The 13,353-nt window shown below is 41.1% G+C and carries 17 protein-coding genes; all 17 read right to left on the bottom strand.

Annotated features, from left to right (window positions below):
- Window positions 1-28: 28 nt before the first annotated feature.
- Entirely contained in the window at window positions 29-778 is a 750-nt protein-coding gene (locus tag AAGU76_RS14230) for a flagellar hook-basal body complex protein (RefSeq protein ID WP_342486172.1), read from the bottom strand.
- A 3-nt stretch (window positions 779-781) separates the two neighbouring features.
- Window positions 782-1,564, bottom strand: coding sequence for a FliA/WhiG family RNA polymerase sigma factor (locus AAGU76_RS14225; RefSeq protein WP_342486171.1), 783 nt, complete (start codon window positions 1,562-1,564; stop codon window positions 782-784).
- 19 nt (window positions 1,565-1,583) lie between these two features.
- Window positions 1,584-3,641 (bottom strand): flagellar biosynthesis protein FlhA, encoded by a 2,058-nt coding sequence (gene flhA, locus AAGU76_RS14220; RefSeq protein ID WP_342486170.1) that lies wholly within the window; start codon window positions 3,639-3,641, stop codon window positions 1,584-1,586.
- 3 nt (window positions 3,642-3,644) lie between these two features.
- On the bottom strand, window positions 3,645-4,709 hold the full coding sequence (flhB, locus tag AAGU76_RS14215) for a flagellar biosynthesis protein FlhB (protein WP_342486169.1): 1,065 nt from the start codon (window positions 4,707-4,709) through the stop codon (window positions 3,645-3,647).
- A 14-nt stretch (window positions 4,710-4,723) separates the two neighbouring features.
- Entirely contained in the window at window positions 4,724-5,494 is a 771-nt protein-coding gene (fliR, locus tag AAGU76_RS14210) for a flagellar biosynthetic protein FliR (RefSeq protein ID WP_342486168.1), read from the bottom strand.
- Window positions 5,495-5,504: 10 nt separating this feature from the next.
- Window positions 5,505-5,771, bottom strand: coding sequence for a flagellar biosynthesis protein FliQ (fliQ, locus tag AAGU76_RS14205; protein WP_342486167.1), 267 nt, complete (start codon window positions 5,769-5,771; stop codon window positions 5,505-5,507).
- 8 nt (window positions 5,772-5,779) lie between these two features.
- A complete protein-coding gene (fliP, locus tag AAGU76_RS14200; RefSeq protein ID WP_342486311.1) occupies window positions 5,780-6,433 on the bottom strand; it encodes a flagellar type III secretion system pore protein FliP in 654 nt (217 codons plus the stop codon).
- Window positions 6,434-6,562: 129 nt separating this feature from the next.
- Complete coding sequence (locus AAGU76_RS14195) at window positions 6,563-6,814, bottom strand: flagellar biosynthetic protein FliO (RefSeq protein WP_342486166.1); 252 nt, start codon at window positions 6,812-6,814, stop codon at window positions 6,563-6,565.
- A 99-nt stretch (window positions 6,815-6,913) separates the two neighbouring features.
- Entirely contained in the window at window positions 6,914-7,276 is a 363-nt protein-coding gene (locus AAGU76_RS14190) for a response regulator (RefSeq protein ID WP_342486165.1), read from the bottom strand.
- Window positions 7,277-7,291: 15 nt separating this feature from the next.
- Window positions 7,292-8,422, bottom strand: a complete 1,131-nt coding sequence (fliY, locus tag AAGU76_RS14185; RefSeq protein ID WP_342486164.1) for a flagellar motor switch phosphatase FliY — start codon at window positions 8,420-8,422, stop codon at window positions 7,292-7,294.
- Between the two features lie 12 nt (window positions 8,423-8,434).
- Window positions 8,435-9,421: a flagellar motor switch protein FliM gene (fliM, locus tag AAGU76_RS14180; RefSeq protein WP_342486163.1), complete on the bottom strand. Its 987-nt coding sequence runs from the start codon at window positions 9,419-9,421 to the stop codon at window positions 8,435-8,437.
- Window positions 9,422-9,448: 27 nt separating this feature from the next.
- On the bottom strand, window positions 9,449-10,246 hold the full coding sequence (locus AAGU76_RS14175) for a flagellar motor protein MotB (protein ID WP_342486162.1): 798 nt from the start codon (window positions 10,244-10,246) through the stop codon (window positions 9,449-9,451).
- A 21-nt stretch (window positions 10,247-10,267) separates the two neighbouring features.
- Complete coding sequence (locus AAGU76_RS14170) at window positions 10,268-11,128, bottom strand: MotA/TolQ/ExbB proton channel family protein (protein WP_342486161.1); 861 nt, start codon at window positions 11,126-11,128, stop codon at window positions 10,268-10,270.
- A 14-nt stretch (window positions 11,129-11,142) separates the two neighbouring features.
- The gene (locus AAGU76_RS14165) at window positions 11,143-11,340 is read right to left on the bottom strand and encodes a flagellar FlbD family protein (RefSeq protein ID WP_342486160.1); all 198 of its coding nucleotides are present in this window, start codon (window positions 11,338-11,340) and stop codon (window positions 11,143-11,145) included.
- Window positions 11,341-11,500: 160 nt separating this feature from the next.
- Window positions 11,501-12,364 (bottom strand): flagellar hook-basal body complex protein, encoded by an 864-nt coding sequence (locus AAGU76_RS14160; RefSeq protein ID WP_342486159.1) that lies wholly within the window; start codon window positions 12,362-12,364, stop codon window positions 11,501-11,503.
- Between the two features lie 66 nt (window positions 12,365-12,430).
- Window positions 12,431-12,826, bottom strand: coding sequence for a TIGR02530 family flagellar biosynthesis protein (locus tag AAGU76_RS14155; RefSeq protein ID WP_342486158.1), 396 nt, complete (start codon window positions 12,824-12,826; stop codon window positions 12,431-12,433).
- A gap of 12 nt (window positions 12,827-12,838) precedes the next feature.
- A complete protein-coding gene (locus AAGU76_RS14150) occupies window positions 12,839-13,348 on the bottom strand; it encodes a flagellar hook capping FlgD N-terminal domain-containing protein (RefSeq protein WP_342486157.1) in 510 nt (169 codons plus the stop codon).
- Window positions 13,349-13,353 lie beyond the last annotated feature (5 nt).

The following is a 13,353-nucleotide window of genomic DNA, read 5'->3' as shown; positions in this document are numbered from 1 at the left end:
CTCCTTATGTTTTAGATTTCCCGGGAAATTAGTTTATCTTTCCTATTTCTGTTACTGCCTTGTCCTGCAGCATATCATATATTTTAAAAGCCTGCGCTGCCGTCTGAAGAGATCTTTGAGCTGACATTATATCAGTAAGTTCCTTTGTTACATCGACATTGGATCTTTCAATAGTCTGATTGCTGATTTGCGGATATTCCACAAGCTCCGGATATTCTCCCGAAGTGTACAATCCTTCTCTGACCTTGGTCAGGCTGTTGTAATCCTGGAAGTCATATACGGCAACACGGTCTGTTTCTTCGCCGTCAACTGTTATGCTTCCGTTCTGGAACTCAAAGTTATCAGTGCCAAGGTATATTTCGCCGTATTCTCCCTGAACCCTTCCTGCGCCCTGAAGATAGAGGTATCCTTCCGCATCTATGTTAAAGCTTCCGTTTCTTGTATAAAATATATCACCGTTGTTTTCCATTGCAAAAAAACCTGCTCCGTTTATGGCGAAATCCAGACTTCTTCCGGTTTCCTCCAGTGTCCCCTGTGAATGGATGGTATTGCTTTCCTCAACGGTTCTTATAACAGAGACATTGCCTAAAGGTTCAGCCTCCTTGCTTATTCCGTCCTGCTTATACTTGTTAATAAGCAAACTCCCGAAATTGGAAGTTACAGCCTGTTCTCTTTTATATCCAGCAGTGTTAAGATTTGCTACGTTGTTGCTTGAAATGTCAATTTTTCTTTGCTGTGTAAGCATCCCTGATGTTAATGCATAAAATCCTCTTGACATGATTCACCTCTTCAAATTATCGTACAAATATAATCTCAGGCCCTGCTCCAGTTTTTCAAGAGCCGATGTGTGTATCTGTGATACCCTGGAATTGCTGATACACATTACTTCCGCAATGTCTTTAAGTTTGAGCTCTTCCTTATAGTATAAGGACACCACAAGTTTTTCCTTTTCGTTAAGTTTATTAATGTTGTCTTTTAGCACCTGGCAGAGTTCCTTTGATTCAAGTTCCTGTTCCGGAAGCTCATAACCGTTGCTTGTTTCCATTTCTCTCACATTAGCTTCACTGAGCAGCTCCTCAAAGGACAGCATGGTTGTTCCGTGGGCATTTCTGATTATACTGTTGTACTCATGCATGTTCATTTTAAGGTGATGTGCAACCTCGTGATCCTCAGGTTCTCTTCCAAGCTTATAGGAAAGTGCATCTTGTGCTTCCTTGACTGTCTTGAAATCATTTTTGACCTTTCTGGGAATCCAGTCCTGCTTTCTCACGTAATCAATGATTGACCCTCGAATGCGTATTGTTGCATATGTTTCAAATTTAATGTTTTTAGACAAGTCAAATTTATCTATCACATCTATTAGCGCAATTATACCTTCGTTGACTATATCATCCACATCCCCGTAGTTCTGATAGATTCCTCTTAGTTTCAGTGCTATTATTTTTACTAAGTAGCTGTATTTTTCAATGATTTGATTTCTTATGCGCACATCCTTCGTCAACGCATATTGTTCCCATAAATAATTTTCATCTGCAATTATTTGTCTTTTTTCGGTTAAAATCATACGCATCACTCTTTCATCATCATATAGAAATATTTCCCAGTGCCTGTATCTGTGTGGAATTATCAATTTCGTTAAATGACAGTACAACTGCCTTGGGATAAAACTGGTCTAAAAGCTTTCTGAAATACCCTCTCACAAATGGTGAGGTCAAAATAATAGGAGTTCCTATTTCGTTTTTTAATTTGTTTATCTGCTCCAGCAGCTGTCCCACAAGTTTCTGCATTAATTCGGGGTCTATGGACAAATAGGAGCCTCTTTCATTTTTTCCGATGGCACTAATGATCAGCTTTTCAACATCGGTGCTCAAAGTTATCACTTTTATCTGGCCGCCCTCGGACCACTTACGCGTTATGGTCCTTTTCAGAGCCTGCCGCACATATTCTGTCAGCGTTTCCGTGTCCTTTACGCTTGTTCCGTAGTCACCTATGGTTTCAAGTATGGTTTCCATATCTTTTATTGGAATTCCTTCTCTTAAAAGATTACCCAGAATCTTCTGAAGGTTACCCTGTGAAACAACTCCCGGGACAACTTCTGATACCAACAGCTCGTTTTCTTTCTTCACATTGCTTAATAACTGATTTATATCCTGTCTGGACAAAAGTTCGTGAGCATGGGACCTGACAACCTCAGATAAATGTGTAAGCAGCACGGATAAAGGATCGATTACGGTGTATCCATAGATTTCAGCAAGCTCCTTTTTGTCCTTGGATATCCACTTGCTTGGTATTCCATAGGCTGGTTCGATTGTTTCGATTCCGTCTACTTCACCGGTAAGGTTTCCGGGATCCAGCGCCAGGTAGTACTCCACCAGAATCTCGCCTCTTGCAACTTCTTCCCCCTTCAGCTTTACCACATATTCATTAGGATTAAGATATCCGTTGTCCCTGAGCCTCACAGACGGTACTACCATTCCCATGTCCTGGGCAAACTGCCTTCTGAACATTACAACCCTGTCGATGAAGTTGCCGCCGCTTGCCTCATCCACTAGGGGTATAAGGCTGTACCCAACTTCAAGTTCAATGGGATCTATTTGTATAAGCTCATATATGTTGTCAATATTTCTGTAGTATTCATCATCGGTGGGCTTTTGGCCTTCTACCGGTTTTTCATCACTCTCAGACTCATCGGCTTCCATATCGCTGCTGCTTGTAAGAAGCTTGTACCCTAAAAATATCAGCACTGCTGCAAGTGTAAAAACCTGAATTTTGGGAAAACCCGGCATCATTCCCATAACAAACAGGACTATGCCTGAGATTATAAGCACCAGAGGCTGTGACTTCACCTGGTTGGTCAAATCCACATTCAAACTGGATTCTGAAGCTGCCCGTGTCACTATCATACTTGTGGCAGTTGAAATGAGCAATGCCGGAACCTGTGAAACAAGTCCGTCTCCCACGGTAGCTATGGAAAACGTCTGAAGTACCTGGGTAAATGTTGCCCCTCCCTGGACCATGCCTATGATAACTCCTCCAATGAAGTTGATGGCTGTTATCACTATGGACATGATTGAGTCGCCTTTTACGAATTTTGTGGCTCCATCCATTGCCCCGTAAAAGTCTGCTTCCCTCTGAATATTGTTTCTCCTTCTTTTGGCTTCAGCCTCGTTTATTATTCCTGAGCTTAAATCAGCATCTATGGCCATTTGCTTACCTGGCATGGCATCAAGAGTAAATCTTGCGGTTACTTCAGCTATTCTTTCCGCACCCTTGGTGATGACTATGAACTGCACCAGCACTATTATCAGGAACACGATGAAACCTACTACAGCGTTTCCTCTTAGGACGAAACTTCCAAAGGTTGCTATTACTGCTCCCGCATCGCCGTTGTTTGTCAAGATCAATCTTGTTGATGACACGTTGAGAGAAAGCCTGAACAACGTCGTTATGAGAAGGAGTGAAGGAAATACCGAAAATTCCAGCGCTTCCTTTATGTACATGGTTGTCAGTAAAATGGTTATTGACAAAGCTATGTTGATAATGAACATCAGGTCCAGGAAAAATTCCGGAAGAGGAATTATTATCATGAGTATTATTGCTATTATGAACAATGAAATGGAATTGTTAAGTATCTTCTTCATATTTTAATGCTTTTCCTTTTCTCTCAACCTGTATACCCACGCAAGTATCTCTGCTATGGGTTCGTAATATTCCAACGGTATTTCCCGATTAATATCGGTGTTTTTGTACAAGGCCCTTGCCAGAGGAACATTTTCAACTATGTTTATATTGTTCTCCTGTGCCTTTTCTATGATTTTCATGGCTATGTTGTCCTGGCCCTTGGCTACAACAACAGGCGCATTGTCTTTTTCTATATTATATTTTACAGCTACTGCAAAGTGTGTCGGGTTTCTGATGATTACATCGGCCTGAGGGACCTGCTGCATCATTCTCGAATATGAAATGGCCCTTTGCTTTTCCTTGATCTTGCCCTTGACCTTGGGGTCACCTTCCATTTGCTTGTATTCTTCCTTGACTTCCTGTTTGGACATCTTGATGTTCTTTTCGTATTCCCACCACTGGTACAGGTAGTCGAAAGCTGATATAGCTACAAAAGCCAAAACCACGCTTTTCACGATTCCCATGACCGAGGTGAAAATAAAATTAATTCCTGACATCAAGTCGATTGATACAAGCTTCGGCACCTGATTTATGCGCTTCATTATCGTCGAATATATCAGATAACCTAAAATGGATATTTTCAGAAGATTCTTTAATACTTCCACTACAGACCTCATAGAAAACATCCTTTTGATGCCTGACAGCGGATTAAGCTTTGAAAACTTGAATTTTATGCTTTCTCCGGAAATAAGAAACTTCGTCTGTGCTCCTGTAAGCACAACAGATGCTGCAATAACCGAAACCATTATTATTCCCGCTGATAAAAGCAGCGAATAGGCAACATCCTTCAAAGCCATCGAAATAAAGTTCTCTCCGAGGTCATAGGTGGTCTCCATGAGCGACAGATACTTGGTAAAGATATCCCTGATGAACTTGTACATGTGTGGCACCCAGAAATCAAGCATTGTAAACGATATTGCTATGACTCCTACGGTTACAACATCCTTGCTTTGAAACACATTTCCTTTTTTTCGTTCATCCCGCCTTTTCTTGGGGGAGGCTTTCTCGGTTTTTTCTTCGCCAGCCATGATAATCCTTTACTTTATGTAATCAGTACGCTTAAGCTGTTTTCTATCTGGTCAAACATAAGCGTCAGTATTCTTTCTATGAATGTTGAAAATGTAGGCACCAGCATTATTATGAGCAGCAAGCCCACCAATATTTTCAGTTGAACGTTAACCGAAAAGACCTGAATCTGCGGAATTGCTTTCATCAGTATTCCTATTCCCGCTTCCATGATAATCTCCACAGCCATCAGAGGCATTGCAATCTTCATGGACAATATCAAAATCTGTGAAAACATCTCAACCATATTTCTGAAAAGGTCCTGCGGTATTTCAAAGCTTCCGACCCTGATGAGCTTGCATGATGTTATGAATATCCTTATGAGTGTCAGGTGGCCGTTTGCGCTGAAAAACAGGAACAAAAGCATTATGTTCAGAAAGCTTCCCATGATACCCATTGATATGTTGCTGCTGGGATTGTAAATCTTAGCCATAGACAAACCCATCTGCATTTCCATAACTTCGCCGCCTATTACAACCGTGCTGAAAAACAGGTTGATTATATGTCCTATGAGATATCCTATAAACAACTCCTTTGCAACCATAAACATCAATTCAATGTTTGTGTTTACTGCAATGTCTTCCTGCAGGGGCAAAAGTCCGTAAACCATGACTGCAAAGATCAGGCTCAGCGATATTTTCATCATATGCTGAAGGTTTCCTCTTCCGAATATCGGGTTGAAAAACACACAGCCGCCCATTCTTGCAAATATAAGCAGAAAATATGTGAAATCACCGTTAAATGTCATTTTACCACCCTCATTGCACTTTCAACATCAGGTCGAATATGTGCAGTGTGAAATCAGACATGGTTTCCATCATCCACGACCCCAGGGCTATAAGCATTATGGCTGTGACCAGCAGCTTAGGAACAAACGTAAGAGTCTGCTCATGAATCTGCGTGGCTGCCTGAAAAACAGCAATAGCCAGACCAATCATAAGGCTTACGATGAGGATTGGTGCCGATATTTTGATTGCTGCAGCAGCAGCGGACTGCATAACTTCCATTACAAGCGATATGTTCATGTTCCCTCCTAGAAGTTAAAGGTTGTTATAAGCGTCTTAAAGAGCAGCGACCAGCCGTCAACCACAACAAACAGCAGAATCTTGAATGGCATTGAAATCATTGTTGGGGGAAGCATCATCATTCCCATGGACATCAGGACGCTTGACACGATCATATCTATAAGAAGAAACGGTATAAAAAGCAAAAATCCTATGATGAAAGCCCTTTTCAGCTCGCTGGTTATAAATGAAGGCATTACCACAGTAAGGGGCAGTTCCTCCACGTTTTGGATATTTTGAATTTCCTCGTCGTTTGACATGTCTGTAAACATTTTAAGCTCACTGTTGCCTGTCTGTTTGAGCATGAATACTTTCAAAGGCTTTGAAGCTTTATCGAAAAACTCATCCTGAGATATCTGTTCATTCTTGTAGGGTTCATAAGCTTGGGTATTGATTTCGTCAATAACGGGAGACATTACAAACAACGTGAGAAACAGTGCAATTCCTATCAATACCTGGTTGGGAGGGGTTTGCTGCAAACCGAGGGCATTTTTAAGGAACGACAGTACTATTATAATCCTGGTAAAAGCTGTCATCATGATAAGTATTGACGGAAGCAGCGTGATTATAGTGAGCATAACCAGTATTTCCACCGTCTGGGCAGAGTTTCCGTTTATGTCCATGTTTATGGTTCCGCCGAATGCGGCATTTGGATTCATGATTGCAAACAGCAACACTCCGAAAAGTATTTTTGCTGCTGTATTTATCAGTTGTTTTGTTTTGTTTGACATATTTCCTCTTTCATAGCGTTACTACTTTAATGACGCCGGTTTTTTTAAGAATTTGTCCAATAGAAGGGTAAATTCCATGGCGTTTGCTTTCTCGCCTTCATGCGCGGGTTTAAAATCTTCAAGTTCCTTGATTATTCTTATATCCTTTTCTGTTATGATTATCAGGTAATATTTTTCTGCTATCTCTGCAATCGCTAGACATTTGTTCTGCCCCACAACCATCCTGTCAACTATGTTCATGTACCTTGACCCTGAAGCCAGATTAGTTTTCACGGAAATCCACTTTGTTCCGTAGTAGGTTAAAAACAGTACAAGTATTATGCCAAACAGAGATAAAATAAGCGAAATTATCTCTTTGATATGAATCAGCTCCTATCCCAGGATGCCCTGAACTGTTTTGAGAACTCTGTCAGCCTTGAACGGTTTTACGATGAAGTCCTTCGCTCCGCTTCTTATGGCTTCCACAACCATTGATTCCTGTCCCATGGCGGAGCACATTACTATTTTAGCTCCCGGATCCATTTCTTTTATTTCTTTAAGAGCCTCAAGACCATTTTTATTGGGCATGGTTATATCCATTATTACCAAATCCGGTTTTTCTGCCTTGTACGTCTGAACTGCCAGTTCTCCATCCGAAGCTTCTATTAAATTTTCGTATCCGTTCTTTTTCAGCGTGTCCTTTATCATCATTCTCATAAATGCTGCATCATCCACTATTAATATTTTTCCTTCCATTTTATCCTCCGTAATTTATAATGTAATTTTAATTAATTCATCTTTTTTAACTATCTCTGCAATTCTTACTCCAAAGTTGTCGTTTACCACAACGACTTCACCCTTGGCAATGAGCTGTCCGTTGACTATTATGTCAACCAGTGCTCCGGCTTGTTTGTCAAGCTCAATGATTGTTCCCTGAGAAAATTCAAGTATGTCTTTTATTTTTCTTCGGCTCTTTCCTATTTCAACGCTGATTTCCAATGGAACTGACATTATCAGTTCAAGATTTGAAAGTTGTTCTTCAGTCAACACATCCTCGTATTCATCAAACCTTTCATATTCCATGGGCCTTACATTCACAGGAACCTGCTCTTTCTTCTTTTGCTTGACTCTCGGTGCAGCACTGATGTTTTTCTGCTGTATTTTATCCTCGTATTCGTACTCATCTTCCTCTTCGTACTCAATTGCCTGTGAATTTCTTTGTATTTCTTTTGGTTCAGCTACAATAGCTGATTTGCTCGGACTTTCTTCAGCTTCCCGTTTTGCTTTAACCTGGTTATCAGTACTTTCTACCCCTTTCAGGAAATTTGATACTATTTCCCTCGCAAGCTTCACAGGCATTACATTTATAAACTGGCTCTGAACAGTGCCTTCAATGAACAAGTCGAAGCTGACCGCAACTATCACATCGTCATCTATGAAGTACTTGTTGTTAAATTCAGACTTGTCGTTGATCTCATAAGCCAACGGTGTGGATATGTTGATTGACTTTCCCAGAAAATCCGACAAGGCTGTGGCGGCTGACCCCATCATCTGGTTCATAACCTCACAGATGGCGCTGGTATTTATTTCATCCATTTCAAACTCGTCATCAGCAATTGTCATACCCAAAAGTATTTCAATGATAGATTTGGCATCATGCCTTTTCCATATCATCAAATTTACGCCGTTAAGACCTTCAACATAGTTTATTTCAACCCCTATTGCCGGTTCCAGGTTTTCATAGCTGAACTCCCTGGCATTGATAATGTTGACCATAGGTATGGTAATTTCAACCCTTTTTCCCAGCAGTGTGGACAGAGATGTAGCGGAAGAGCCCAGACTTATATTCATTACTTCTCCTATTACATCCCGCTCCATATCTGAAAAAATATTTTCATTCATCATAAGTCTCCTCTAGTGTATAATATTCTTGATTTTAATTACGCCTTTGTTTTTTCTCGTTCCCCAGGTTCCTTCAAACCACTTTTCACCATCCACGTTAACATCAACATATGAATTCACCGGCTTGTCCAGAATCAGCAGGTCACCAACCTGCATGTTCACCACATCCTGCAAAGTTGCCTGTGCCTTGCCCAGAACCCCTGTAATTGTAAGCTTTGAAGATTTTATGGAATCCATTATGGTTTCTTTCTGCTCTTCTATGCTCTGATCGAGTTTTTTCTTGTTTGTTTTCGAGAATATATCTGCCTTTTTCATGATTTCACTGACAATGTTCGAAGGTATGCACAATGTTATCTTTCCTATTGATTCGTTCAGTTTAACATTCAGCACCACAATTACGACTGTATCATTGTAGTTTATTGACTGTATGAACCTGGAATTGGTTTCTATCTTCGCAAGCTCGGTGCTTATTTCAATGGTGCTTTCCCATGATACTCCCATCATGGGAACCATTTGCCTCAAAACGTTGCTTAAAAGTGAAAGCTCAATGTCGGTGTAATCCCTTAAGTTTTCATATTCGTTTCCGCTTCCTCCCAGTAGTCTGTCTATTATCACAAATGACAGAGGCTTTGAAAATTCCATAAGAATTTGGCTGTCTGCCGATGTATCGTCAGGATAGTTAACGTTTATGAGTCCCATGAGCACATAATCGTCAAGTGCGTTGTTGTACTCGTGGTATATGCTTTCTTCAACCTGTTCCACCGTCACATCGCACACCAGCCTCAGCATTGAGGTAAGCCTTGATGTGACCATGCGGCAGTAATTTTCGTAAACTCCCTTCAGCAGCTTTATGGTTTCCTTGGTGATTTTCTTGGGACTCCTGAAGTCATATTCCTTTATTTTCTTTTCGCTTGTTTCTATTTCTTTTATATCAACATCTCCGCTGCTCAGGTTGTTAAGCAGCTCGTCTATCTGGCTCTGTGATAGTATTTCCGCCATTCATATGCCCTCGTTCCATGATATTTGCTATTGTACAGTATTGCTCCGATACTCTGTGCTTTCGCCAGAAGTATCTTCGCTGCCGTTTATGGTGTTTTTGATCATCTTTGTATAGCTTATAGGATATCCCTTACGGCTTATGTAAATTTCAACTCTTCTGTTCTTTGCTCTTCCCTGGGGAGTGCTGTTGTCTGCAATCGGGCTGTACAAACCGTAGCCTATGGCCAGGTACTTTGCAGGATTTATGACATTTTTGCTCTCGAGGTATTGAAGCACTGCGTTGGCCCTGTCAGTGGAAAGCGTCCTGTCTATATTCGTCTTGTCGTTTTCGACTTCTGCTGTATGGCCTGCTATGATGACCTCTTCTATATAATCTTCAACCAGATTCAGTCCGTTCGCCAGCACATCCAGTATATCCTTTCCGCTTTGGTTAAGGTCGTTGCTGTAGCCCCTGAATGTAATGTTGTCAGAGAACCTGATGAACACATATTCTTCGCTCTTGCTTAATTCAACGCTGTCTCCAAGATTGTTTTCTTCCACGTAATCTTTAAGCATCTCATACAGCTGATCTATATCTTCCTCATCCGCATCCTCCACCTGAATCGAACCTCCCTCCATCATGCCGGTTCCCGACATTTCCTCAAGAGTTTCCTCAACCTGATTTCCCTTTGAAAAGGCCTGCACTATGATGGCATATTTTTGAGCATCTATAGTCGACATCGCATACAGCAATATAAAGAATGTCAACAGCAGTGTCACCATATCGCTGTATGTCTCCAGCCAGCTTGCACCGCCGCCTCCGCTTGATTTTCTTCTTCTAGCCATTTTAACCCCTACTCACATAAATTAAGCGTTAGCTTCGCTTTTCTTTTTTCCGCGCTTCGCACTTTTCTTTGATTTCTCACCGTCTGCTTCTGCAGCTTCAGATCCTCTTTCCTTGTATGTTATGTATGAATTCAGTTTTTCTCTTATGTATTTTGGATTCTCACCTGACTGGATGGATAGAACACCTTCCATGATCATTTCCTTTGCAATCATTTCTTCATCGTGCTTGGCCTTGAGCCTGTTTGAAATGGGGGCACAAACCATGTTTGCCAGCATTGAGCCGTAAAATGTTGTTACAAGAGCTGTTGACATTCCCTTTCCGAGAGCATCCGCACCTTGTGACGTATCCATGTTTGCCAGCATGTTTATGAGTCCTATCAATGTTCCCAGCATACCAAACGCCGGACCGAAAGCTGCCAGTGTATCAAACACCTTCCATGCTGACGCATGTCTTGCTTCAATGCAGTCTATTTCGTTTTCAATCTGAGCCCTTACCTTTGTGGGCTCTATGGCATCCACTATGAGCATGACGCAGTATTTCAAAAACTCGTCCTGCAGATCCATGCTGTTGACCTTTTCTTCAAGAACCAGAAGTCCTTTGAGCCTAGCTTCCTTTGCCAGCTCTTCTATTGTGTCGATATATAGGTTTAAATCTATTTTTTCCCTTTTCATCAGGACCTTCATATTCTGTGGAACATCCTTCAGGTATTTCACAGGCACAGACATGACAGTGGCTGCAATAGCTCCTCCGAAAGTAATATACATGCTTGGAAAGTCCACAAAGCTTTGTGTTACCTGGGAAAGGCTTGAACTGCTGCTTATAATTCCGAATATAACCAAGCCAAAGCCTGCCAACAGTCCTAATATAAATGATATGTTCATACTTCACCTCTTGATTATTCAGCAGTAATGCCTTTTAATATTTTTTGATTGTATTTTATTATCTTGTCCACAATATCCTCTTTGGAATCCTTGATCAGATAATACTTGCCTGTTGTCAGCGTAACTTTTGTTTCAGGTATAAATTCAATTTTTTCTATCAAGCTTGCATTGAGCAAAAACACTTCGCCATTGATGCCAACTACTTCTACCATAAACCCTCCTAATTTTTATAAAAGTATTAATCATAATCACAATATTTTTATGCTCATGATTAATACATTTATAATCCTTATCTTTAAGCCTTGAGGCTGGACGAGCCGGTTCAGTTTTGCCCGTCCATGCTCCCAATGCTTATCTGTTCTATATTGTTTGCTACCTCTTCATGTTCACAAGCTGTTCAAGCATTTCATCAACAACTGTTATTATTTTTGAATTTGCCTGGTAACCTCTCTGAGTAATGATCATGTCAGAAAATTCATTAGCCAGGTCCACGTTGGACATTTCAAGACCGCCGGTTACTATTTCACCTGACCCGCCAAGGCCTGCAGCATGGTAAGTGATTGTTCCTGTGTTGTTTCCCGCGGAGTAGTATGAGCTTCCTTCAAGCTTCAAGGCTGCCTGATTCGGTACCGTGGAAATGGCAATGAGTCCCAATGTTGTCACTTTATTGTATGTTGCTGCATCAGTTGAATCCAAGCCAACACCTGTGATTGTTCCGTCGCTGTTAATGGTTATGTTGCTGAATTTATCAATGTCAATTTTTATGGCAGTAAGCGAAGCCTCGTCTATATCAACATTATCAGCTGCAATTTCTTCTCCGTTCAAACCCATTACTATGGATCCATTTGAATCCACCAGCTGACCGCTTGAGTCAAAGTTCAAAGCACCGTAACGTGTGTAGAAGTAATTGCCGCTGGCATCCACCACTTTGAGGTATCCGTCTCCGTTTATGTAGACGTCAGTTTCCTTGTTTGTGGGAGAATAACCGGACAATGTATGAATCGTATCAACAGAGCCTATCTTAGCTCCGTAGCCCACCTGAGATGAGTTGGTTCCCCCGATTCCGTCTGACGCCTGGCTGGGATTGCTTATTGTCTGGTAATAAATGTCTCTGAATGTTGCCCTCTGTGTCTTGTATCCGTATGTATTCACGTTTGCTATGTTGTTACCTATTACATCCATTTTTGTCTGGTGGCTTCTCAGTCCCGAAACACCAGAGTAAAGTGCTTTCATCATAATAATCTCTCCTTTTAGCTGTTGGTCCTTCAATCGTCCGGACCGTAACCTCCTTTAAAGGACCGGCTACTTTATCACAGCTCCGTCTATGTTGGTAAATATGTTTTCTTTCAATTCACTGCTGTTAACAGCTGTTATAACCTTGTTGCTCATGGTGCTCACTATGAAAGCCTGATTGTCAATCATGACCAGGACGTTTTTGAGTCCCTTGTCCTTGGCCTGTTCAACAGCCTCATTGAGTCTGTTGGTTACATCTGTGCTTACATCAATGTTTCTTTCCTTAATTCTTTCACTTGCATGCCTTGAAAAAATTACTTCACTTTCAGTGCCCTGATCTCTGATTTTTTCCTTGAAAATATCCTTAAAGTTTGGATTTGTACTATCATTTCTCGGAACAGAAGGTCCTGTATGAATGTTGCCGTTTAAGTTGCTTATCTTCCTTAAAAAATCAATGTCAGCCATCTTATCACCACCTTATTGTTCTTGACTGCCTGCAATTGCCTCCAGGTTACCGTTTATGCCGTTTATGCCTTCAAGAATTTGTGACAGGACATCTTCCTTTGTTTCATCAGCCGGAACATCCATAATTTCCATTACATTAGAATAATCATATTCCGTATCGTTAACATACAATTTGGTTGTTCCACTGTGGATAGTCACCCTTTGAACCACACCTTCCTGAACGTCAAGCTGTCCCTTGCTATTGTAGCTTGCAACTATAACATTTTTCCCTATGAGAGAGGTTGCCTGCCCCTGCATGGATATTTCCGAAAGGTCGGTCATTGCCTGAAGCGATGAAAACTGAGCCATCTGTGAAATAAATTCAGTATTTTCCATGGGATTCATGGCATCCTGGTTTGTTATCTGAGCAACCAGTAAGTTAAGGAAGTCCTGCATTTTCAACGCTGATGAATCTTCAGTATTTAATTTTACACTTGAGCCTGTGCTGCTAACGTAGCCTGAGCTGTATGCATTTATTTCCATAGTTT

The organism is Sedimentibacter sp. (genome assembly GCF_038562225.1).
Taxonomy (GTDB): Bacteria; Bacillota; Clostridia; order Tissierellales; family Sedimentibacteraceae; genus Sedimentibacter.
Note: the sequence above shows the minus strand (reverse complement) of the source record. Positions and strands in the feature narration are given on the sequence as shown.